The 21,685-nt window shown below is 73.6% G+C and carries 20 protein-coding genes; 11 read left to right on the forward strand and 9 right to left on the reverse strand.

What is annotated here, in order from left to right; translation table 11 throughout:
- Window positions 1-38: 38 nt before the first annotated feature.
- Window positions 39-1,637, forward strand: a complete 1,599-nt coding sequence (locus MJ876_RS09535) for an ABC-F family ATP-binding cassette domain-containing protein (RefSeq protein ID WP_240236040.1) — start codon at window positions 39-41, stop codon at window positions 1,635-1,637.
- Here the strand turns inward: MJ876_RS09535 and MJ876_RS09540 are convergent.
- On the reverse strand, window positions 1,610-3,187 hold the full coding sequence (locus MJ876_RS09540; protein ID WP_240236041.1) for an adenylate/guanylate cyclase domain-containing protein: 1,578 nt from the start codon (window positions 3,185-3,187) through the stop codon (window positions 1,610-1,612). The two genes, MJ876_RS09535 and MJ876_RS09540, sit on opposite strands and share 28 nt — an antisense overlap.
- Before the next feature lie 154 nt (window positions 3,188-3,341).
- Here MJ876_RS09540 and MJ876_RS09545 point away from each other — a divergent pair, with 154 nt between their 5' ends.
- Window positions 3,342-5,225 carry an ABC transporter ATP-binding protein gene (locus MJ876_RS09545; protein WP_240236042.1) on the forward strand — a complete coding sequence of 628 codons (1,884 nt, stop codon included), beginning with the start codon at window positions 3,342-3,344 and terminating at the stop codon, window positions 5,223-5,225.
- 49 nt (window positions 5,226-5,274) lie between these two features.
- Window positions 5,275-6,030 carry an SDR family oxidoreductase gene (locus MJ876_RS09550; RefSeq protein WP_240236043.1) on the forward strand — a complete coding sequence of 252 codons (756 nt, stop codon included), beginning with the start codon at window positions 5,275-5,277 and terminating at the stop codon, window positions 6,028-6,030.
- Here MJ876_RS09550 and MJ876_RS09555 read toward each other — a convergent pair.
- Complete coding sequence (locus MJ876_RS09555; protein ID WP_240236044.1) at window positions 6,027-6,542, reverse strand: META domain-containing protein; 516 nt, start codon at window positions 6,540-6,542, stop codon at window positions 6,027-6,029. The two genes, MJ876_RS09550 and MJ876_RS09555, sit on opposite strands and share 4 nt — an antisense overlap.
- A gap of 209 nt (window positions 6,543-6,751) precedes the next feature.
- Window positions 6,752-7,588 (reverse strand): SURF1 family protein, encoded by an 837-nt coding sequence (locus tag MJ876_RS09560; RefSeq protein ID WP_240236045.1) that lies wholly within the window; start codon window positions 7,586-7,588, stop codon window positions 6,752-6,754.
- 55 nt (window positions 7,589-7,643) lie between these two features.
- Between MJ876_RS09560 and moaA the strand changes: the two genes are divergently transcribed.
- A complete protein-coding gene (gene moaA, locus MJ876_RS09565; protein ID WP_240236046.1) occupies window positions 7,644-8,642 on the forward strand; it encodes a GTP 3',8-cyclase MoaA in 999 nt (332 codons plus the stop codon).
- Between the two features lie 12 nt (window positions 8,643-8,654).
- Here moaA and MJ876_RS09570 read toward each other — a convergent pair whose 3' ends face one another.
- Window positions 8,655-8,903 (reverse strand): hypothetical protein, encoded by a 249-nt coding sequence (locus tag MJ876_RS09570; RefSeq protein ID WP_240236047.1) that lies wholly within the window; start codon window positions 8,901-8,903, stop codon window positions 8,655-8,657.
- 180 nt (window positions 8,904-9,083) lie between these two features.
- Window positions 9,084-9,422, reverse strand: coding sequence for a DUF3099 domain-containing protein (locus MJ876_RS09575; protein WP_240236048.1), 339 nt, complete (start codon window positions 9,420-9,422; stop codon window positions 9,084-9,086).
- A 76-nt stretch (window positions 9,423-9,498) separates the two neighbouring features.
- Between MJ876_RS09575 and MJ876_RS09580 the strand changes: the two genes are divergently transcribed.
- From MJ876_RS09580 to MJ876_RS09600, 5 genes are all read left to right on the forward strand, one after another.
- Window positions 9,499-9,711: a dodecin gene (locus MJ876_RS09580; protein WP_240236049.1), complete on the forward strand. Its 213-nt coding sequence runs from the start codon at window positions 9,499-9,501 to the stop codon at window positions 9,709-9,711.
- Between the two features lie 161 nt (window positions 9,712-9,872).
- Window positions 9,873-10,577, forward strand: coding sequence for a 3-oxoacyl-ACP reductase FabG (fabG, locus tag MJ876_RS09585; protein WP_240236050.1), 705 nt, complete (start codon window positions 9,873-9,875; stop codon window positions 10,575-10,577).
- Between the two features lie 33 nt (window positions 10,578-10,610).
- Window positions 10,611-11,384: an enoyl-ACP reductase FabI gene (gene fabI, locus MJ876_RS09590; protein WP_240236051.1), complete on the forward strand. Its 774-nt coding sequence runs from the start codon at window positions 10,611-10,613 to the stop codon at window positions 11,382-11,384.
- Between the two features lie 16 nt (window positions 11,385-11,400).
- Entirely contained in the window at window positions 11,401-13,143 is a 1,743-nt protein-coding gene (locus MJ876_RS09595) for a Mur ligase family protein (protein ID WP_308192585.1), read from the forward strand.
- A gap of 8 nt (window positions 13,144-13,151) precedes the next feature.
- Entirely contained in the window at window positions 13,152-14,432 is a 1,281-nt protein-coding gene (locus tag MJ876_RS09600; RefSeq protein ID WP_240236052.1) for a hypothetical protein, read from the forward strand.
- Between the two features lie 5 nt (window positions 14,433-14,437).
- On the opposite strand, the gene cphA is transcribed toward MJ876_RS09600, so the two are convergent.
- Together cphA and MJ876_RS09610 are read right to left on the reverse strand one after the other, a co-directional pair.
- Window positions 14,438-17,206 (reverse strand): cyanophycin synthetase, encoded by a 2,769-nt coding sequence (gene cphA, locus MJ876_RS09605; protein WP_240236053.1) that lies wholly within the window; start codon window positions 17,204-17,206, stop codon window positions 14,438-14,440.
- Window positions 17,203-18,246, reverse strand: a complete 1,044-nt coding sequence (locus MJ876_RS09610; RefSeq protein WP_240236054.1) for a cyanophycinase — start codon at window positions 18,244-18,246, stop codon at window positions 17,203-17,205. Before MJ876_RS09610 ends, cphA begins: the two co-directional genes overlap by 4 nt.
- Before the next feature lie 23 nt (window positions 18,247-18,269).
- On the opposite strand from MJ876_RS09610, the gene MJ876_RS09615 reads away from it, so the two are divergent.
- Entirely contained in the window at window positions 18,270-18,779 is a 510-nt protein-coding gene (locus MJ876_RS09615) for a histidine phosphatase family protein (RefSeq protein ID WP_240236055.1), read from the forward strand.
- A 46-nt stretch (window positions 18,780-18,825) separates the two neighbouring features.
- On the opposite strand, the gene serB is transcribed toward MJ876_RS09615, so the two are convergent.
- Both serB and MJ876_RS09625 read right to left on the reverse strand, forming a co-directional pair.
- On the reverse strand, window positions 18,826-20,055 hold the full coding sequence (serB, locus tag MJ876_RS09620) for a phosphoserine phosphatase SerB (RefSeq protein ID WP_240236056.1): 1,230 nt from the start codon (window positions 20,053-20,055) through the stop codon (window positions 18,826-18,828).
- Between the two features lie 22 nt (window positions 20,056-20,077).
- Window positions 20,078-20,824 carry a hypothetical protein gene (locus tag MJ876_RS09625; RefSeq protein ID WP_240236057.1) on the reverse strand — a complete coding sequence of 249 codons (747 nt, stop codon included), beginning with the start codon at window positions 20,822-20,824 and terminating at the stop codon, window positions 20,078-20,080.
- A 60-nt stretch (window positions 20,825-20,884) separates the two neighbouring features.
- Between MJ876_RS09625 and MJ876_RS09630 the strand changes: the two genes are divergently transcribed.
- Entirely contained in the window at window positions 20,885-21,679 is a 795-nt protein-coding gene (locus MJ876_RS09630) for an ABC transporter ATP-binding protein (RefSeq protein ID WP_240236058.1), read from the forward strand.
- Window positions 21,680-21,685: the final 6 nt, after the last annotated feature.

The following is a 21,685-nucleotide window of genomic DNA, read 5'->3' on the forward strand; positions in this document are numbered from 1 at the left end:
GGGCGGGCGCCGCGGCTCGCCGTACGATCGACCACGTCATGATCACCGCCCAGAAGCTCGAGATCCGGGTCGGTGCACGGCTCCTGATGGAGGACGTGAGCTTCCGTGTCACCGCCGGTGACAAGGTCGGGCTGGTCGGCCGCAACGGTGCGGGCAAGACCACGCTGACGAAGGTGCTCGCGGGTGACGCCCTCCCGGCGTCCGGCTCGGTGTCGAACACCGGCGAGATCGGCTACCTGCCCCAGGACCCGCGCACCGGCGACCTCGAGGTGCTCGCCCGCGACCGGATCCTGTCCGCGCGAGGGCTCGACGCCGCCGTCGCGAAGATGCGCCGCGCCGAGCAGGAGATGACCAGCGACGACCCCACCACCCGCGAGCGCGCCATGCGCCGCTACTCGCGGGCCGAGGACGAGCTGCACGCCGGCGGCGGGTACGCCGCGGAGTCCGAGGCGGCGACGATCGCGGCGAGCCTCGGCCTCGAGGACCGCATCCTCGGCCAGCCCCTGCGCACCCTGTCGGGCGGCCAGCGCCGCCGCGTCGAGCTGGCGCGGATCCTCTTCAGCTCCGCCGAGGTCCTGATCCTCGACGAGCCCACCAACCACCTGGACGCCGACTCGATCGTCTGGCTGCGCGAGTTCCTGAAGTCGTACGCCGGCGGCTTCATCGTGATCAGCCACGACAACGCGCTGCTCGAGGACACCGTCAACAAGGTCCTCCACCTGGACGCGAACCGCGGGCGCATGGACGTCTACAACATGGGCTGGCGCCGCTACCAGCAGCAGCGGGAGACCGACGAGAAGCGCCGCCGGCGCGAGCGGGCCAACGCGGAGTCGAAGGCCAAGACGCTCACCGACCAGGCCAACAAGATGCGCGCCAAGGCCACGAAGGCCCAGGCCGCGCAGTCCATGCTCAAGCGCGCCGAGAAGATGATGGCCGGGGTCGAGGAGGAGCGTCGCGCCGACAAGGTCGCGAAGATCAACTTCCCGAAGCCCGCCGCGTGCGGCCGCACCCCGCTGACCGCCGCCGAGCTGTCCAAGTCGTACGGCTCGCTGGAGGTCTTCACCGACGTCGACCTGGCGATCGACCGTGGCAGCCGCGTCGTCATCCTCGGCCTCAACGGGGCGGGCAAGACCACGATGCTCCGGATCCTCGCGGGCGTGGACCGTGCCGACACCGGCAAGGTCGAGCCCGGCCACGGGCTCAAGCTCGGCTACTACGCGCAGGAGCACGAGACCCTCGACACCTCGCTGACGGTGCTCGAGAACATGCGCCACGCGGCGCCGCAGCTCACCGACACCGAGGCCCGGACCGTGCTGGGCTCCTTCCTGTTCTCCGGGGACGACGCCACGAAGCCGGCCGGGGTGCTGTCCGGCGGCGAGAAGACCCGCCTGGCGCTGGCCATCCTGGTGGTCTCGTCCGCGAACGTGCTCCTCCTCGACGAGCCGACCAACAACCTCGACCCCGCCTCCCGCGAGGAGGTGCTGGCCGCGATCCGCTCCTACGAGGGCGCGATCATCCTGGTCAGCCACGACGAGGGCGCCGTCCAGGCGCTGGAGCCGGACCGGGTCCTGCTGCTCCCCGACGGCGTCGAGGACCACTGGAACGACGACTACGCCGACCTGGTCGCCCTGGCCTGAGGCGCGAGCACGCTCGTCGCGGTCGTGGTCGACCGGCCGCGCAGCGTGACGTCCTCGTGGTGGACCCAATGGGCCGCCTCGTCGCCGCCCGCCGTCTCGACACTGGTGCGGGTGACGAGGATGCAGCCCTCGACGTCCTTGGCGAGCTCGGTGAGCCGGGCGGCGGTGTTCACGGCGTCGCCGATGACGGTGTACTCGAACCGCTTGGCGTCGCCCACGTTGCCGGCGACCGCCTCGCCGGTCGACACCCCGATGCCCGCCCGGATCTCGGGGACCTCCTCGAGCAGCCGCTCCGCCATGCGCCGGGCCGCCGCGAGGGCCGCCCCGGCGTGGTCCTCGTGCTCCACCGGCGCGCCGAAGACGGCCAGGACGGCGTCGCCCATGAACTTGTTGACCAGGCCCCTGGCCCGGTCGATCTCGTCGACGACGACGGCGAAGAAGCGGTTCAGTACCTCCACGACCTCGGTGGGCTCGTTGTCGACGGCGAAGCCGGTGGAGCCGACGATGTCGATGAAGAGCACCGAGACGGTCCGGATTTCCCCGCCCAGCTCGACCTCCCGACGGACGGCGGCGTCGGCGACCTCCTGGCCGACGTGGCGGCCGAACAGGTCGCGGATGCGCTCGCGCTCCTTCATCCCGGTCACCATCTCGTTGAACCCGGCCTGGAGCCGGCCGAGCTCGGTGCCGTCGTAGACGACGACCTCGACGTCGAGGTCGCCCCGCTCGACGAGCGCGAGGGCGTCGCGCACCGCGAGGATCGGCGCGACCACGGCGCGGGCGTTCAGCAGCGTGATGAGGGCGCCGAAGGTCAGCACCACGCCCGCGATGACCAGGATGATCACCCGCAGCCGCTCCAGGCTGATGTCGTCGCGGGTGAAGGACAGGATCGCGACGGTGAACAGCCCCGCGGTGGGGACGCCGGTGCCCAGCGACCAGAACAGCATCATGCGGCGGCGCACGCCGGAACCGCGGTCGAGCGGCGGACCGTGGCCCATCAGCGCCCGCGCGGCGATGGGGCGCAGGGCGAACTCGCTGAACAGGTAGGCGATGGAGCAGACCACGACGCCCGAGATGCCGTTGGTGAGGGCGACCGCGATCCACAGGTCCGGCTGGAGGATGACGGTCAGCGTGGTGAAGAGGAGCGCGGCGGTGGCCCACAGGCCGCCCTGGATGGCCGTCAGGCGCAGCGGCACCCGCAGGGCGCGGCGGCGGTCCCGCTCGTCCGGCTCGCGGCCCTCGCTGGCCCAGCGCAGCGCACGGAGCGCCCACGCGGTGCCCCACACGGCGCCGACGACCACCGCGACCCCGACGTATACCGGGATGGCGATCGCGGCGGCGAGGAGCAGGTCGGAGTTCGGGGGAGGGCCCGGGACGACGAGCATCGACAGCCCGACGACGACGAGCGCGCCGATGACGTTGGTGGACACCAGCAGGACGGTGAGCATCACCTGGACCCGCAGGCGCAGGACCCGGCGGCCCTGGTCGGGTGAGCCGAGCAGGAAGGAGCCGAACGCGTTCCCGCGTCCGCGCCGTCCCACCACGTCCCTCACGCGCGCTGACTCTACGCAGTACAAGTGTTCACTCGACGGCAGGTTGACCTCGAGCGCGCTTGAGGGTGCAACCTGACGGGGAACAGGGGTCGGGGACCCGGTGTTGGACCGGGGCTGGGCGCACGGCGCGCCGGTACGGACGAGGAGGTGGGCGATGTCGGGGATGACCGGAGCGGGCATGGCCTGGCGCCACCTCCGCACGGACCGCTCGGCGGTCAGCCAGGGGCTCAAGCGGGACACGTTGCGGCGGGTCCTGCGCTTCGCCGTGCCGCACAAGCGGCTGATCAGCATGTTCCTCGCACTGACCGTCGTGGACGCCGGCCTGCTGGTCGTCACGCCGCTGCTCGTGAAGTACATCATCGACGACGGCATCCTCGGCGGCGACGGGACGCTGGTGACGCTGCTGGCCCTCGGGATGGTCGGCACCGCGCTCCTGAGCGCCCTGCTGAGCGTCGGCATGGGCTGGTTGTCGTCGCGGATCGGCGAGGGCCTCATCTTCGACCTGCGCACCAGGGTCTTCGGCCACGTGCAGCGCCAGTCGCTGGCGTTCTTCACCCGGACGCAGACCGGTGCCCTCGTCTCCCGGCTCAACAACGACGTGATCGGGGCGCAGCGGGCCTTCACCTCGACGCTGTCCGGGACCGTCTCCAACATCATCGCGGTGGTGGTCGTCGGCATCACCATGGTCGCGCTGAGCTGGCAGGTCACACTGCTGTGCCTCGCCACCTTCCCGCTGCTGTTCTTCGTCTCCCGCTGGGTCGGCACGCGTCTCGCCGGCCTGACCCGCCAGCAGATGGAGGCCAACGCCCAGCTCGGCAACGTGATGACCGAGCGGTTCAACGTCGGCGGCGCGATGCTGCTGAAGCTGTTCGGGCGCCGCGAGGAGGAGGACGAGGCGTTCGCCGGCAAGGCGGCCCAGGTCCGTGACCTCGGCGTCCGCATCACGCTGCTGACGCGCATCTTCGGCGCCGCGATGATGACGGTGCCCGCCCTCGCGACGGCCCTGGTCTACGGCGTCGGCGGCCACCTCGCCCTCAACGAGGCGGTGACCATCGGCACCCTCGGCGCACTCGCCACGCTGCTGCTGCGCCTGCTCGGGCCGCTGCAGGGCCTCGCCAACGTCCGGATCGACGTCATGACCGCGCTGGTCAGCTTCGAGCGCGTCTTCGAGGTCCTCGACCTGCCCTCGATGGTGACGGAGAAGCAGGACGCCGTCGCGCTGCCGCCCGGCGCCTCCGGCGTCGAGCTCGACCACGTCGCGTTCACCTACCCCCGCGCCTCGGAGGTCTCCCTTGCATCGCTGGAGGGCGTCGCCCGGACGGAGGAGGCCGAGCACGGTCCCGTCCTGCACGACGTCTCGCTGCGCGTCGAGCCCGGCCAGATGGTCGCGCTCGTCGGACCCTCCGGTGCCGGCAAGTCGACGATCACCCACCTCCTCGCGCGCCTGTACGACGTCCAGTCCGGCGCCGTGCGGGTCGGCGGGCACGACGTCCGCGACGTGACGCTCCAGTCGCTCGAGGACACCGTGGGGTACGTGACCCAGGACGCCCACATGTTCCACGAGACGATCCTCGACAACATGCGGTACGCCCGCCCCGACGCGACCGAGGAGGACGTCTGGCACGCCCTCGAGGCCGCCCAGGTCGCCGAGCTCGTCGGCTCGCTGCCCGAGGGCCTCGACACGGTGGTGGGTGACCGGGGCTACCGCCTGTCCGGCGGAGAGCGCCAGCGTCTCGCCATCGCCCGGCTGCTGCTGAAGGCCCCGCCGATCGTCGTCCTCGACGAGGCGACCGCCCACCTCGACGGCGAGTCCGAGCGCGCCGTCCAGCGCGCCCTCGACGCCGCCCTGGAGGGCCGGACCTCCCTCGTCATCGCCCACCGCCTCTCGACGGTGCGCCACGCGGACCTGATCGTCGTCCTCGAACACGGCCGCGTCGTCCAGTCGGGCACCCACGCCGAGCTCCTCGAGCGCGGCGGCCTCTACGCCCAGCTCCACGCCACGCAGTTCGTCGACGACACGGCCCCCGCCGGCGCCTGAGTGACCGTCCGGTGTCGCTCGGCGACACCGATCGGTCATCCTGTCGGGCATGGACCTGGGTCTGCGGGACAAGGTGTTCGTGGTGACCGGCGGTGCGCGGGGTCTCGGCCGCGCCACCGCCGACGTGCTGGTGGGGGAGGGAGCGCGCGTCGTCCTCTCCGGGCGCAGCGAGACCACCCTCCGGGCGGCGAGCGACGCGCTCGGGGACGCCTGCGCCACCGTCGTCGCCGACAACGCCGATCCGGGGACCCCGCGGCGTCTGGTCGACGCCGCCCGCGAGCTGTTCGGCGGCCTGGACGGCGCCCTGGTCAGCGTGGGCGGGCCCCCGCCCGGCTCGGTGCTCGGCACCTCGGACGAGGACTGGTCCCGCTCCTTCGAGTCGGTCTTCCTCGGCGGCGTCCGGGTCGCCCGGACGATCGCCACGGAGCTCGAGGACGGCGGCGCCCTTGCGCTGGTGCTGTCGTCGAGCGTGCGGGCGCCGCTGCCGGGCATGGCGATCAGCAACGGGCTCCGTCCGGGCCTCGCGATGGTCGCGAAGCAGCTCGCGGACGAGGTCGCGCCGCGTGGGGTCCGCGTGAACAGCCTTCTGCCGGGCCGCGTCGGCACCGAGCGGGTCGCCGAGCTGGACGAGTCGACCGGCGACGCCGAGGCCGCCCGCGAGCGCGCGCTGGCCACCATCCCGCTCGGCCGGTACGGCGACCCGGCCGAGTTCGGCCGCGTCGCCGCGTTCCTGCTCTCGCCGGCGGCGTCGTTCGTCACCGGCGTCTCGCTGCCGGTGGACGGCGGGATGCTGCGGTCGCTCTAGTCCGGAAGGCGATCCGGGGCGCGGTCGAGGACGGCGATGATCATCCAGCTCCGCGCGTGCAGGGTGAGCCGATCACCGCCGCGGGAGCTGGTGACGTGCCGCACCCGATCGAGCCGGTCGGTCAGCGCGACGTCGACGCACAGGCTGACCGGCCCCGGGATGCGGGACGTGATCCGCAGGCGCTCGCCGTCCTGACGGTAGGAGCCCTCGACCACGTTGCAGTACGTCCGCCCGTCGACGACGCCCTCGCCGGGCCACGGACCCGGGGTGAACCGGACGGCGGGCCGCGCCGCCCGCTCGGACAGGAGACCGCGACCGTCGCTGCCGACCAGCGCCTCGACGGACCACCTCCCCTCGAGGGGCGGCCCCTCGGCGGGCGTCGGGGGGACGCGGTGGAGACGGGCCACGGGCTCGCCGGACCCGTCCACGAGCACGACCCCCCGCCCCATGTCGTCCACGCCCGCGACGTCGTCGAGGCGGGTGAGCAGCGGGACCGAGTGCCGGCAGGCCATCGCCTCGGAGGCGAGGGGGCCGAACGAGAGCGCGGCGCCGTCCTGCTCGTACCCGCGGCCACTTCACGTAGCAGCGGACGAGGGTCGACTGTGCGAGGTCCTCAGCGGCGTGCCGGTCGAGGCCGAGCAGCACCCCCGCCTGCACGAGGCGTCGCCACTGGCCGTCCACGAACGCCGCGTACGCCGCTCGCTGTCGTTCCTCCACACCCTCAGGACGAGGGTCGGGTGCCGATCGGTTCCCTGGCGCCCTCGCCGTCGCGGTCCGCGTCGTCGGCCTCAGGAGCCTTCGCCGGCCTCGACCCCTTGACGCCACGCCGACCGGGGCGCGGGCCGCGCCACTCGTCGTACGCGAGGTACACCAGGCCGAAGATCGCGAGCAGGCCGAAGAACCACCACTGCAGGCCGTAGAAGAAGTGCGGGCCCTCGCTGAGCTCGGGCAGCCCGTTGGGGTCCGGCGCCGCGGCCGGCGCCGGGTCCTCGGACTCCAGGTCGACGAACCCGCCGTACACCTCACGGTCGAGGGCGGGTCCGATCTCCTCGCTGGAGATGGCGCGGGTGGACTGGTCGGTGACCGTGGTGGAGTCCGTGGCGTCGGTGCGGGCCCAGCCGACGACGGTGACCTCGCCGGTCGGCGGGGCCGGCACCTCCGTGGGGGTGGCGCCGCTGTTGCCGGTGGGCACCCAGCCCCGGTCCACCAGCAGGGACGGACCGGCGGCGGTCTCGAGCGGGACGACGACGTCCGCGCCGGGCATGCCGTCACGGGTCCGGTAGCGGACGATCACGGTGTCCTCGGGCACGTAGGTGCCGGTGGCCTCGACGCGACGCCACTGGTCGGAGGCGGCGACGTCGCCGCCGACGGGCATGACCTCGTCGGGCGCCGCGGGCGGGGCCACCTCGTTGCGCTCGATCACCGCGTTGCGGTCGCGGCGCTCGTCGAGGCGGTGGAACTGCCACTCGCCCAGCAGGTAGGCCAGCCACGCGAGGAGCACGACCACCACGAAGAACAGCACCCACCGCCGCGAGAGGAGGAAGCGGAAGGAACCCACGTCCACAGGCTATCCGGGCACCCGAGGAGTGGCCTGTGCCACGTAGGCTGGACAGATGCTTCCCCTCCCGCTCGCCGACCGGTACGGCCGTGTCGCGACCGACCTCCGGGTCTCGCTCACGGACCGGTGCAACCTGCGCTGCTCGTACTGCATGCCGCCGGAGGGGCTCGACTGGTTGCCCACGGACCAGGTGCTGACCGACGACGAGGTGGTCCGCCTCGTCGACATCGGCGTCAGCCGCCTCGGGGTCGAGGAGGTCCGATTCACCGGTGGCGAGCCGCTCGTGCGGCGCGGGCTCATGGACATCGTCCGTCGCGTGCACGAGGCGCACCCGGACCTCGAGCAGTCCATCACCACCAACGCCCTCGGCCTCGCGCGCACGGCGCACGCCCTCAAGGAGGCGGGCCTCACCCGGGTCAACGCCAGCCTCGACACGATCCGGCGCGACACCTTCGCCCAGATCACGCTCCGGGACCGCCTGGACGACGTGATCGCCGGCCTGGCCGCCGCCCGCGACGCCGGGCTCGGCCCGGTCAAGGTCAACGCCGTCCTGCTGCGCGGGCACAACGAGGACCAGGCAGCCGAGCTGCTCGCCTGGGCCCTCGGCGAGGGCTACGAGCTCCGCTTCATCGAGCAGATGCCGCTCGACGCCCAGCACGGCTGGAGCCGCGAGCGCATGGTGACCGCCGAGGAGACCCTCGCGCTGCTCGAGCGGTCGTTCACGCTGACCGCCGCCGAGGAGCCCCGCGGGAGCGCGCCCGCCGAGCTGTTCACCGTGGACGGCGGCCCCGGCACGGTCGGCATCATCGCGTCGGTCACCCGCCCGTTCTGCGGCGCCTGCGACCGGGTCCGGCTCACGGCCGACGGCCAGGTGCGGACCTGCCTGTTCGCGCGCGAGGAGTCCGACCTGCGCGCGTCCCTGCGCGGCGGCGCCTCCGACGAGGAGATCGCCGAGCGCTGGCGGACGGCGATGTGGGGCAAGGCCGCGGGCCACGGCATCGACGACCCGTCGTTCCTGCAGCCCGACCGGCCGATGTCCGCCATCGGGGGCTGACCCCCGTCCGGCTCAGTCGTCCTCGTCGGTCGCGGAGTGCGGCCGGACCTCCTTGAGGAACCCGCGGGCGGTGAGGAAGTCACCGAGTGTCGAGCGGTGCTCGTCGCACGCCAGCCACACCTTGCGCCGCTCCGGGGTGTGGATCCGCGGGTTGTTCCACCGCAGCGCCCACACGGCGTCCGCCGTGCACCCGCGCGCCGAGCACCGCGGGGTCGCAGGACCGGGCCGCTCGGTCGTCGGCTCGGTCGTCGGCTCGGTCATTGCACGCTCTCGGGGAGGTCGGGGCGGTCGTCACAGCACGATGCCGGACGACCACGGGGGAGGCCGTCCGGCATCGTCGGCCCGACTCGGACGGGGGAGACCGAGCCGGGCGACGTCAGTGTGGCACGCGGTGCCGCGGCTGCCAACGAAACCCGGACAGGGCCGTGGAGGACGACCCGGTCAGGAGGCCCGGCGGGCGGGCTCGCCGGCGGTCAGCTGCTGCAGCTGCGGGTCGACCGGCGCCATGCGGAAGTCGTCGTCGCGCCGGAACGCCGCGTTGGCGAGGACGACGGCGATGTAGGGCAGGAACACCGCCCCGGCGACGAGGATCCAGCGGAAGATGTTGTCACCGACGACGAGCGCGCCGATGAAGCAGATCGTGCGGAGGCTCATCGAGTAGAGGTAGCGCTTCTGGCGCCGCTTCTGGTCCTCGCGGGGATCGTCGGCCGCGGTGGTGATGCGTACCGCCGACTGCCGGCCGTCGCGCTTGCCACGCTGCTTGTCGCCGTGCCCGGTCACTCGCCCACCTTACGTCGCAGGTCCTGGGTACTGTCGCTGCACCCAGCACTCCCGGTACCCATCAGAGAGGTCTGAGATGACCAACCGCACCTACCGCATCTCCGAGGTCGTCGGCACCTCCCCGGACGGCATCGACCAGGCGATCCGCAACGCCGTCGAGCGCGCCAGCCAGACCCTGCGTCACGTCGACTGGTTCGAGGTCACCCAGGTCCGCGGCCACGTGATCGACGGCCAGGTCGACCACTTCCAGGTCGGGCTCAAGCTGGGGTTCCGCCTCGAGGACGACTGACCGGCCGCACCTGAGCCTGCGAAGGTGCGACGCCGGTCAGGTCGAGCGAGCGTGCGACCGAGGAACGAGGTCGCATCCGCGGGTCGAGACCCGGTGAGGAGCACGGCCGCCCGCACGTCCGGTTCTCCCTTACCCGCCGGTAGTCGCTAGCGTCACCGCTCGTGAGCAGATCAGTGCTGGTGACCGGAGGCAGCCGCGGGATCGGGCGCGCGGTGGCCGAGGCCTTCCTCGCCCAGGGCGACCAGGTCGCGGTCACCTCGCGCGGCGGCGGCGGGCCCGAGGGTGCGCTCGACCTCGTGTGCGACCTGACCGACCCGGCGGCCGTCGAGGCGGCGTTCGCGGAGATCGAGGAGAAGCAGGGCCCGGTCGAGGTGCTGGTCGCCAACGCGGGCATCACCGACGACACGCTGCTGCTGCGCATGAGCGAGGAGCAGTGGGCCGGCGTCATCGACACCAACCTCACCGCGACCTTCCGGCTCGTGAAGCGGGCGTCGAAGGGCATGCTCCGGCTCCGCCGCGGACGCATCGTGCTGATGTCGTCCGTGGTCGCGCTGCTGGGCTCGCCCGGCCAGGTCAACTACGCCGCGTCGAAGGCCGGCCTCATCGGCATCGCGCGGTCGCTGACCCGCGAGCTGGGCAGCCGGTCGATCACGACGAACGTCGTCGCCCCCGGCTACGTCGAGACCGACATGACGGCGGGTCTGCCGGAGGAGCAGCAGGCGGCGTACAAGCAGCAGATCCCGCTGGGCCGGTTCGCCGCGCCCGAGGAGGTCGCCGGCACGGTGACCTGGTTGGCCTCGGACGCCGCGGCGTACGTCTCGGGGGCCGTGATCCCCGTCGACGGCGGCCTCGGCATGGGCCACTGACCCCGCACGGACCCCGACGAGTAGGAGACAGCCATGGGCATCCTGGACGGCAAGACGATCCTGGTCGCGGGCGTGACGATGGACTCCTCCATCGGCTTCGCGACCGCCCGGTTCGCGCAGGAGCAGGGCGCGACCGTCCTGATCTCCAACTTCGGGCGCGCGCTCGGGATCACCCGGCGCATCGCGAAGCGGCTCCCGGTCGAACCGGTGGTCCTCGAGCTCGACGTCACCGACGACACGCACCTCGACGGCCTGGCCGAGACGCTGCGCGGCCACGGCGTGGAGCGCCTCGACGGGCTCGTGCACTCCATCGCCTTCGGCAACCCCGAGACCCTGCTCGGCGGCGACTTCATGACCGGTCCCTGGGAGGACGTCGCGCAGGCGGTCCAGGTGTCGGCGTACTCGCTGAAGTCCCTGACCCAGGCCGCGCGGCCCCTCCTCGGTGAGGGCTCGTCGGTCGTCGGGCTCACCTTCGACGCCACGACGGCGTGGCCGGCGTACGACTGGATGGGCGTGGCCAAGGCCGCGCTCGAGTCCACCTCCCGCTACCTCGCCCGCACCCTCGGCCCGGAGGGCGTCCGCGTGAACCTCGTCTCCGCGGGCCCCCTCAAGACCCTCGCCGCCAAGGCCATCCCCGGCTTCGAGAAGCTCGAGGCGACCTGGGACGAGCGCGCGCCGCTGGGCTGGGACAACGGCGACCAGGGCCCGACCGCCCGCGCGGTCTGCGCCCTGCTGTCCGACCTGTTCCCGGCGACGACCGGGGAGATCGTCCACGTCGACGGGGGCTTCCACGCGATCGGAGCCTGACCAGTAGCGTCACGCCGTGACCTCACTCGTCGAGCTCCGCGTCCTCGAGGGGCCGAACCTCTACTTCCCGCGGGCGGCCGTCAAGCTGACCCTGGACGTCGGTGGGCTGAGCGACCTGCCCGTCGAGACCGCACGCCGCTTCGCGGCCCGCATCGGCATGCCCACCAGCCGTCCCGGCGAGCCCGGGTCGGGCTTCCGCCAGCGGTTCGTGGCGCGGGCGCTCGCGCGCCTGGTCCGCTCCCTGGCCGCCGAGGCGGGCACCAACCGCCTCGCCGTGCGCGTCCGGGCGACGGCCGAGCCCGACCGGCTGGTCGTCGCCTACCCGTGGCGGCACCGAGAGCGCGCCCAGACGATGGGGCGCGCGGTGGCCGACGTCCTGGACGCGCTGCAGCAGCACGCGTCGGGCACCGGTGACGGCGCCGACCCCGAGACCCTCGTGGAGCGGGCCGCCGCCACGGTCGCGGCCAGCGAGGCGGGGGAACGGCCGCGGACCCTGACGCCCCGCGTCCCGGTCGTGGCGGTCACCGGCACCAACGGCAAGACCACCACCTCGCGCTGGGTCGCGCACATGGGCCGCGTCGACGGCCGGCTCGTCGGCTGGTCCAACACCGACGGCGTCTACGTGGACGGCGTGATGGTCGAGTCCGGCGACTACTCCGGCCCGAGCGGCGCGGGACGGGTGCTGGCCCACCCCGAGGTCCAGCTGGCCGTCACCGAGACCGCCCGCGGCGGCATCCTGCTCAAGGGCATCGGGCTGACCCGCAACGACGTCTCCGTGGTCACCAACGTCACCGCCGACCACCTCGGCCTGCACGGGATCGACACCGTCGACCAGCTGGCCGAGGTGAAGTCCGTCGTCCCGCGCATCACCCGCCCCGACGGCTGGGCCGTCCTCAACGGCGACGACCCGCGGGTGCTCGCGATGCGCCAGGTCACCCGCGCGCGGCCGTGGGTGTTCTCCCGCGACGCCGACTCGCCGGCGGTGCGCGACGTCCTCGCCGACAACGGTCGCGCCACGACGGTGATCGACGGCTGGATCAGCGTGCTGGCCGCCGACGCCGACGCCGACCCCCTGGTCGAGCTGGTCGACGTGCCGATGACCCTGGCCGGGCTGTCCCGCTTCAACGTCGAGAACGCGCTCGCCGCCGCGTCAGCCGGCCTGGCCATCGGCCTCGACCGTGCCTCCGTCGTCGAGGGCCTGCGGACCTTCCTGCCGGACGCCGAGCACAACCCGGGCCGCATGAACACGTTCAGCGTGCCCGGGCCCGACGGGCGGGGCCCGACCGTCGTCGTCGACCTCGCCCACAACGAGGCCGGGCTCGAGGCGCTCCTCGAGATCATGGCCGGGGTGCGCCGTCCCGGTGGGCGCCTGCTGCTGGGTCTCGGGGTGGTGGGCGACCGGACCGACGAGCTCATCGACAAGCTCGCCGAGATCGGCGCACGCGACTCCGACGTCCTGGTCATCGGGCACAAGGAGCGCTACCTGCGGGGTCGGACGACGGAGGAGCTCGAGGTGCTGATGCGTGCCGGCGCCGAGCGGGTCGGTGTCACCGATGTGCCGTCGTACCCGACGGAGCTGGCGTCGTTGCAGGCCCTGGTCGACCAGGCCGGCCCGGACGACGTCGTCGGCCTCATGTGCCACGCCGAGCGGCAGGAGGTCTACGACTGGCTGGCCTCCGTCGGCGCGACGTCCGACGGACCCGGGGAGCTCGCCGCCAAGGTCAGGGCCGCCGCAGCACCGGAGGCGCAGACCGGGTAGAACGGGGCATGGCCAACTCTCGGGGCCCCTCGCGGCCGACCCTGCTCCTCCTCACCTCCCTCCTCGCCGGCACCACCGGCCTCGGGGCCGCCGGCACGGCCGCCACGGCCGCACCCCCGGCACCCCCCGGCTGCCTGGACACCTCGGTCGAGCCGACCGTCGAGCAGGCGCGCGTCGACCGGCCGGCGCCGCAGGCGGTCCTGCGGCGCAGCCGCGCCGGCGAGCGCGTCGAGGCGTTCACCGGCGACCTGTGCGCCGCCGGCGACCGGGCCGAGGCACGCCGCGTGGTCCGCGACCACGGGCGCGACCTGTGGACCTGGGCCACCGACCGCGCCCAGGGCCGTGAGCGGGTCCGCGGGAACCTCCCCGGTGGCGACGACCGGCCGCTCTACTGGGCGCGGGTGTCGATGACCCGCGTGCTGGCGCAGTGGGGTGCCGCCCAGGACGAGCCCGTGGCCGGGCTGACCGACCGGCTCGAGACCACCAGCCGCGGCCAGGACACCCTCGACGTCCCCACCGAGCGCCGCGCGACCAAGGTGGTCGTCACCGGGTTCGACCCCTTCACGCTGGACGCGGACACCCGCATCGGCAACCCCTCCGGCGCCGTCGCCCTCGCCCTCGACGGGCGGACGATCCGCACCGCCGACGGCCCGGTGCGCATCGAGACGGCCATGTTCCCCGTCCGCTGGGACGACTTCGCCGCCGGTGAGGTCGAGCGCACGCTGGCGCCGTACGTGCAGCGGGGACCGCAGGGCCTGGACGCCCTCGTCACCGTCAGCCAGGGCCGCCCCGACCGGTTCGACCTCGAGGTGTGGAACGGCGCCAACCGGGGTGGCTTCGCGGACAACGAGAACGTCGAGCGGACCGGGCTCGTCCCGATCCCCGAGGGCTACCCGACCGTCCGCCCGCAGCCGCAGTTCACCCTCAGCGACCTGCCGATGGACGCGATGGCCGCCCGTGACACCGGCGACTACGAGGTGGTGGTCAACCACGAGATCACCGAGAAGGACCCCGCCACCGGCGAGGAGCGGACGACGACCGACGGGCCCACGCCCGGGTTCCTCGCCGTCGCCGGCGGCCCCGGTGACTACCTCTCGAACGAGATCGCCTACCGCGCGACCCTGCTGCGCGACGGCGTGCGCAGCTGGAACGTCGGCGGCCACGTGCACACCCCCGTCCTCGGTGTGCCCGCCGGGGACAGGCTGACCGACGAGGCCTACGAGCAGCGGCGGGCGGCCATGGTCACCCAGACCATCCGCCTCGTGCGCGCGGCGCTCGAGGAGCGGTAGCGGCCCTACTCCGCCGCGCTGGGCACGTAGTCCGGGTCGGCTCCGGGAGCGTCCTCGGACGCCCCGGAGCCGGCGTACGCCTGGTTCGACCAGTTCTCGAGCTCCGACATCACGGCGGCGTGCTTGTCGACGCACACCACGACGAGGTCGCCGCGGTTGGCGCGGCCCATCGCGTGGCGGACGGCCTCGATCTCGTCGAGGACCTCCTCGACCTGCCGACAGCGCGCGCCGTCCGCCATCGCCTCGCGGACGCCCTCGACGACGAACCCGGCGACCTCGCCGCGCTCGCGACCCCGCAGGCCCTCGTCCTCGCGGACGATGACGACGTCGAAGTGGCGGGCGGCGATGCGGCCGAGCTCGCGCATGTCGTCGTCGCGGCGGTCGCCGGCGGTGGCGATGATGCCGATGCGTGAGGGCCGGTCGGCGGCGTTCGCGGCCATCGCGTCGCCCACGCGGTCGACGAAGTCGCCGAGCATCGCCATGCCCGGCGCGTTGTGGCAGTAGTCGACGATGACGCTGACGCCGGAGACCTCGACCTCGTTGAGGCGGCCGGGGGAGAGGTAGTAGCTCGTCGAGAACGTCCGCAGGCCCTGGCGGATGTCGTGCAGCGGCGCGCCCTGGGCGAACGCCGCCGCGGCCGCGGCGAGGGTGTTCTGGACGTTCATGCGGGCGCGGCCGCCGAAGGTGGCGGGCAGCAGGTGGGTCCAGGCGAGCTGCATGTCACGACGGCCGTGCTTGACGACGATCATCTCGCCGCGCTCGGACGGCTCGAGGACCAGCGCCTTGCCGCCGCGGCGGCAGTGGGCGTCGATCATGTCGCGCGTCTCGCTGCCCGGCTCCGACATCGAGAACCAGACGACCTCGCCGGAGCACTTGCGGCGCATGTCGGCCACCAGCGGGTCGTCGGCGTTGAGGACGGCGGCGCCGTTGCGCGGCACGGCCTCGACGAGCACGGACTTCACGTCGGCGAGCTGCTCGACGGTGTCGACGCCGCGCAGGCCGAGGTGGTCGGGCTGCACGTTGATGACGACGGCGACGTCGTTGCGCTCGTAGCCGAGGCCCTCGCGCAGGATGCCGCCGCGGGCGACCTCGAAGACGGCCATGTCGACGCGGGGGTTTTGCAGCACCATCCGCGCCGAGCGCGGCCCGGACGCGTCGGCGCGGATCACCAAGCGCTCGTCGATGACGACGCCGTCGGTCGAGGTCATGCCGACCTTGCGACCCATCCCCTTGAAGATGTGGGAGATCATCCGCGACGTCGTCGTCTTCCCGTTCGTGCCGGTGACGGCGACAATCGGGATGCGCGACGGCGCGCCGGGCGGGAAGAGCATGTCCACCACGGGCTTCGAGATGAACTGCGGCTCGCCGATGGTCGGGTGGGTGTGCATCCGGAAGCCCGGGGCGGCGTTGACCTCGCAGATCGCGCCGCCGGCCTCGCGGACCGGCGCGGTGATGTCGGGGCAGATGAAGTCGATGCCGGCGATGTCCAGCCCGACCATCCGGGCCGCCTCCTCGGCGATCTCGACGTTCTCCGGGTGGGCCTCGAAGGTGCGGTCGATGGAGATGCCGCCGGTCGACATGTTGCCGGTCAGCGCCAGCTTCACGGTCGCGCCCTCGTCCGGGACGTCGGACATCTCGTAGCCCTGCTCGCGGACCAGCTCGACGGCCGCGCCGTCCACCTTGATGCGGGTGAGGACCTTCTCGTGGCCGACCCCGCGGCGCGGGTCGGCGTTTGCGGTGTCGACGAGCTGCTCGACGCTGCTGACGCCGTCCCCGGTGACGGAGGCGGGGACGCGCTCGGCGACGGCCACCATGCGGCCGTCGATGATCAGGCAGCGGTAGTCCTTGCCGGTGATGAACGACTCGACGACGATCCAGCCGCGCCGCGACTCGCCCTTGGCGATCTCGAAGGCACCGCGGACCTCGTCGGCGTCCTGGAGGTCGAGGCACACGCCGCGACCGTGGTTGCCGTCGAGGGGCTTGACCACGACCGGGTAGCCGATGCGGTCGGCGACGCGGACGGCCTGCTCGGCGGTGCGGACCGAGTCCTGCTTGGGCACGGGGAGGCCCGCCGCCCCGAGCAGCTTCGTGGTGAGGTCCTTGTCGGAGGCGACGTCGACGGCGATGGCCGAGGTCTCCGAGGTCATCGTGGCGCGGATGCGCTTGGCGTGGACGCCCTGGCCGAGCTGGACCAGCGAGTACTGGTTCAGCCGGATCCACGGGATGTCGCGGGAGACGGCCTCGTCGATGATCGCCTGCGTCGAGGGGCCGAAGGCGGTGCGCTGCGCGCGGCGGATGAAGTCGTCGAGCTCGACGTCCCAGTCGAACTCGGGGTCGGCCTCGACGAGGTGGTTGACGAGCCGGACGGCGAGCCGGCCCGCGGCGAGCCCGACCTGCTCGTCGGCGTAGCCGAAGATGACGTTGTAGCGGCCGGGGTGGCCCTTGACCATGCGGGTCTTGCCGCGGCGGATGTCGTGGCCGACCACCTGCTGCAGCGCCAGGGCGCAGTGCTCGGCGACGTGACCGAGCCAGGTCCCCTCGTGGAGCCGCTCGACGAAGCCGCCGCGCTTGCGACGCGAGCAGGTGTGCTCGCGCAGGCCCGGCAGCATCTCGACGAGGTTGTCGGTGAAGCCCGGCAGCGTGTTGCTCGGGTACTCCTCGAGCACCCCCAGGTCCACCACGAGGTGGATGGCCCGGTCGTAGGACCAGACGTTCGGGCCGCGGTAGACCCGGGTCTCGACGATGGTCAGGTCAGGGGTCGGGCGCTCGGTCATGCCTGCTCGCTCCTCTGCTCGGCGCTGGACTGCTCGGCTGGCCTGGTCTCGGTACGGCGGGCGGCGCGGGCCTTGCGGCGGCGCAGCGTGGTGGGGGAGACGTCGTCGGCGGCGATGTCGCGCGCCATCTTCCGCAGGTCGTTGCCGGCCTCGGCGAGCTCGGCGGCGTCCTCGGCGCTGACGCGGGTCTCCCGGGGCACGAGCGTGCGGCTGGTCAGGTCGAAGGCCGAGCCCTGCGGCAGCACGTGCAGCACCACGCCGCTGGCGAGGATGGTGGCGCTGCGCTTGGCCTCGTAGGCGTTGGTGACGATGCGGGAGGGGTCGAAGATCGTCACCGCGCCCTTGCCGAGGACGCGCAGGACCTGACGGCCCTCGACGGCCTCGACGCCCTCGCCGGCCTCGGCGGCCTCGGGGTCGCCGGGCTCGGTCTCGACGATCGCGGCGGTGTCCTCGTCGACGCCGATCCCGAGCAGCTGCGGCGACTGCGCGGTGATCATGAGCAGGCGCCCGTAGCGGTTGCGCTGGTCGAAGTGCTGGTCGATGACGCTCGCGTCGAGCAGTCCGAGCCCGGCGGCGACCTGGGTCATCCGCTGCTTCGGGGTCGAGCCCGGTCCGCCGAAGGCGACCATGTGGCTGGACTGGATGCTGGCCCCCGCCGACGTGCCCGCCACGACGGCGCCCCGCTCGTGGGCCGCGACGATCGCGTCGCCCACGGGCGTGCCGCACACGGTGGCGGACAGCTTCAGCTGGTTGCCGCCGGTCATGAACACGCCGGTCGCCTCGTCCAGGCGGCGGACCAGCTCGGGGTCGCCGGCCGCCTCGCGGGACTCCGGGCGCACGGCGACGACCTCGCCGGCGCCCTCGCGCCGGAACAGCGCGTCGTACACCTCGACGATCTCGGGGCCGAGCGACGAGGCGGTGGGGATCACGGCGATCCGGGCGTCCGGGCCGCCCGCCGCGGCGACGAAGGCCTTGAGGATGGCGCGACCGCGCAGCTTGTCCTCGGCGCCGCCGATGATCATCAGGGGTCCGCGGGACATGGCGATCACCCTAGGGTGTGACCATGGCCTCCCGGACCCTGGTCGTCGTGCGGCACGCGAAGGCGGAGCGCCAGGCCCCGACGGACTTCGAGCGGCGGCTGGCCGATCGCGGCCGGGTGGACGCCGCCGACCTCGGCTCCTGGCTCGCGGAGCAGGGCGTCGTGCCCGACGCGGGCCTGGTCTCGGCGGCGCAGCGGACCGACGAGACCTGGGACGCCGTCGCTGCGGCCGCGGGCTGGACCTGCCGCCCGCGGCTGACCCGCAGCCTCTACCTCGCCGACGAGGCCGTGGTGCTCCAGCAGGTCCGCGAGTTCGACGACGACGCGACCACCGCGGTCGTGGTCGGGCACAACCCGACCATGCACGCCCTGGCGGTCTGGCTGGACGACGGCGAGGGGGACGCGGCCGCCCGTGGCGCGATCGCGTCGAGCTACCCGACGTCCGCGGCGACCGTGCTGACGTTCGAGGGCTCCTGGACCGACCTCGCGCCCGGCACCGCCACCGTCCGCGCGGTCCACGTCGGCCGGGGCTAGGACGTCGAGTCGGCGCGTCCTCCCACCTCGAGAACGTGCCGGCTCATCAGGTGGCGCCGTCGGCGTCGGCGGCGTCGGCGGCGTCGGCGGCGTCGGCCGCGTCGGCGGCCTCGACCTCCTCACGGGTGATGCCGAGCAGGTAGACGATGGTGTCGAGGTAGGGCACGTTCACGCTGACCTCGGCGGCGCGACGGACGGCGGGCTTGGCGTTGTAGGCGATGCCCAGGCCCGCCGCTGCGAGCATGTCGAGGTCGTTGGCGCCGTCGCCGATGGCGACCGTGGCGCCCTCGCTGACCCCGGCCTCCCGGGCGAACTCCCGCAGCGCGCGGGCCTTGGCGGCCCGGTCGACGACGTCCCCGACGATGCGGCCGGTGAGGCGGCCGTCGACGATCTCGAGCTCGTTGGCGCGGGCGAAGTCGATGCCGAGGTCGGCGGCGAGGCGGTCGGTGACCTGGCTGAAGCCGCCGGAGACGATGGCGAACCGGTAGCCGAGGCGGCGCAGGGTGCGGACCATCGTGCGGGCGCCGCGGGCGAGGCGGAGGTCGGCGTACACCTCGTCGAGCGCGGACGCCGGGACGCCCTCGAGGCGGGCGACCCGCTCGTGCAGCGACTGGGCGAAGTCGATCTCGCCGCGCATCGCGCGCTCGGTGACCTCGGCCACCTCGTCGGCGCAGCCGGCGTGGGCGGCGAGCATCTCGATGACCTCGCCCTGGACGAGCGTGGAGTCGACGTCCATGACGATCAGACGCATGCCGCGGCGCTGGAGGCCGGCGGGCTGGACGGCGAGGTCGACGCCGAGGCGGGCGGACTCCTCGGCGAGCGTCGTCCGCAGCTGCTCGGGGTCCGCGCCGGACACGTGCAGGTCGATGGCCGTGACCGGGTAGCGGGCCATGCGCTCGATGCGGTCGATGTTGGCGCCCGCGTCGGCGATGACGGCGGTGATCTCGGCCATCGCGGTCGCCAGGAGCGGCGCACCGATCACGGTCACGTGGGACCGCCCGGCCGGTCGCGACGAGTTGTCGCCGGTGCCACGCTCCAGCTCGACCTGCATGTCGAGCTCGGACGCCGCCTGCCCCACGCGGGCCTCGAGCGCCTCGAGGTCGGACGGCACCGTCACCAGCAGACCGAGGATGAGTCGACGCCGCAGGATGACCTGCTCGACGTCGACGACCTCGACACCGGCTTGGGCCAGCGTGGCGAGCAGGGTGGCGGTCACCCCGGGGCGGTCACGACCGGTGAGCGTGACCAGCAGCGTCTCGGGGTGGGCGTCGCTCATCACGGAGGAATCTAGGGCACGCCTACCGCGGCCAGCCCTCGGGCGAGCAGGCGGCGACCAGGCCGCGGCGGCCCGCCCGGGCCAGCGGGTCCAGCGCCTCGCGCCGGGCGGCCACCTCGGCCGCCGTCCGGGCGCCGCCGTCATCGACCAGCGCGAGGTCGACGATCCCGAGCACGCGCATCGCCCGGCCGGCCAGCTCGACGCAGCGCGGGGGCACCCCGGGGACCGGCTCGGCGGCGACCGTGCGCCGCAGGTCCATCAGCTCGTCGGCCACCTCGGGGCGCCAGGCGGCCACGTCGAGGTCGGCCAGCGCCGTCGCGCCGAGGGTCAGCGCCTGCCGCAGGGCGCGGTCGGCCTCCCCGACGTCCGGCACCTGACGGCGCCGCGCCGGGTAAGCCGTCCACAGCACGCCGCGACCGACGCGCTCGGGGACGAGCCCCCAGCCGTCCTGGCCCGGCAGCAGGGGACCGAGGACGACTGCCTCCCCGGCCTCGAGCGCCGCGTCGTTGAAGGCCCGCGGCCCGCCGAGCCCGACCGGGTCGCCCTCCGTCGGGAGCGCCAGACCGGCCTCCTCGGCCCCCGCCGAGCGCAGCGCGCCGACGGCGAGCGCCCAGCCGACCGGCTCGTCGTGGCCGGGCAGCCCCGCCACGCGGTGCGCCGCGTCGTCGCCGGTGATGCCCGCGAGGGCGTCGTCGCCCGCGGCGTCGCCGCGCAACCAGGCCGTGAGCCACCACGCGAGGCGGCCTGCGTCGGGGAGTCCTGCGTCCACGACCCGCCAGGCTACGACGGGCGCGGCCGGACGGGGCGGGGGAGTCGCTAGGGTCGTCGCATGCCCGCCGTCCTCGAGCTCGCAGACGTGGTCGTGCGGCGCGGGAGCGCCACCCTGCTGGACGGCGTGACCTGGGTCGTCAAGGACGGCGAGCGGTGGGTGATCCTCGGCCCGAACGGTGCCGGCAAGACCACGCTCATGCAGGTCGCCGCCGCCCAGATGCACCCCACGTCGGGTTACGTCGGCGTGCTCGGCGAGCTGATCGGCCGTGTGGACGTCTTCGAGCTGCGGCCCCGCATCGGCCTCACCAGCGCCGCGCTCGCCGAGCGGGTGCCGCGCGGCGAGACCGTCCGTGACCTCGTCCTGTCCGCGTCGTACGGCGTGGTGGGCCGCTGGCGGGAGGCGTACGACGACCTCGACCACGGCCGGGCCGACGACCTGCTGCGCGAGGTGGGCGTCGTCCACCTGGCGGACCGCACGTTCGGGACCCTCTCCGAGGGTGAGCGGAAGCGGGTCATGGTCGCGCGGGCCCTGATGACCGACCCCGAGCTGCTGCTGCTCGACGAGCCCGCCGCCGGCCTCGACCTGGGCGGCCGGGAGGACCTCGTCTCCACCCTGTCCACGCTCGCCTACGACCCCGAGTCGCCGGCGACGGTGCTGGTGTCGCACCACGTCGAGGAGATCCCGCCCGGGTTCACCCACGCGCTGCTCCTGCGGCAGGGCAAGGTCGTGGAGGAGGGCCCCATCGAGGAGGTCCTCACGGCCGAGTCGCTGTCAGCGACCTTCGGGATGCCGTTGGTGCTCGACCACGTCGACGGCCGCTGGGCCGCGCGGCGTCGCACGCGGCACCGCTGACGCGAG

The organism is Nocardioides sp. CFH 31398 (assembly GCF_022436705.1).
Classification (GTDB): domain Bacteria; phylum Actinomycetota; class Actinomycetes; order Propionibacteriales; family Nocardioidaceae; genus Nocardioides.

Excerpts from the sequence above, each read along its gene's own strand:
- MJ876_RS09555 (WP_240236044.1), bottom strand. The coding sequence starts at position 6,542 with ATGGCCTGCCGGCACTCGGTCCCGCTGCTCACCCGCCTCGACGACGTC.
- fabI (WP_240236051.1), top strand. The coding sequence starts at position 10,611 with ATGGGCATCCTGGACGGCAAGACGATCCTGGTCGCGGGCGTGACGATG.
- MJ876_RS09550 (WP_240236043.1), top strand. The coding sequence starts at position 5,275 with ATGGACCTGGGTCTGCGGGACAAGGTGTTCGTGGTGACCGGCGGTGCG.
- MJ876_RS09600 (WP_240236052.1), top strand. The coding sequence starts at position 13,152 with ATGGCCAACTCTCGGGGCCCCTCGCGGCCGACCCTGCTCCTCCTCACC.
- moaA (WP_240236046.1), top strand. The coding sequence starts at position 7,644 with ATGCTTCCCCTCCCGCTCGCCGACCGGTACGGCCGTGTCGCGACCGAC.
- cphA (WP_240236053.1), bottom strand. The coding sequence starts at position 17,206 with ATGACCGAGCGCCCGACCCCTGACCTGACCATCGTCGAGACCCGGGTC.
- MJ876_RS09580 (WP_240236049.1), top strand. The coding sequence starts at position 9,499 with ATGACCAACCGCACCTACCGCATCTCCGAGGTCGTCGGCACCTCCCCG.
- MJ876_RS09570 (WP_240236047.1), bottom strand. The coding sequence starts at position 8,903 with ATGACCGAGCCGACGACCGAGCCGACGACCGAGCGGCCCGGTCCTGCG.
- MJ876_RS09630 (WP_240236058.1), top strand. The coding sequence starts at position 20,885 with ATGCCCGCCGTCCTCGAGCTCGCAGACGTGGTCGTGCGGCGCGGGAGC.
- MJ876_RS09610 (WP_240236054.1), bottom strand. The coding sequence starts at position 18,246 with ATGTCCCGCGGACCCCTGATGATCATCGGCGGCGCCGAGGACAAGCTG.
- MJ876_RS09535 (WP_240236040.1), top strand. The coding sequence starts at position 39 with ATGATCACCGCCCAGAAGCTCGAGATCCGGGTCGGTGCACGGCTCCTG.
- MJ876_RS09615 (WP_240236055.1), top strand. The coding sequence starts at position 18,270 with ATGGCCTCCCGGACCCTGGTCGTCGTGCGGCACGCGAAGGCGGAGCGC.
- MJ876_RS09545 (WP_240236042.1), top strand. The coding sequence starts at position 3,342 with ATGTCGGGGATGACCGGAGCGGGCATGGCCTGGCGCCACCTCCGCACG.
- serB (WP_240236056.1), bottom strand. The coding sequence starts at position 20,055 with ATGAGCGACGCCCACCCCGAGACGCTGCTGGTCACGCTCACCGGTCGT.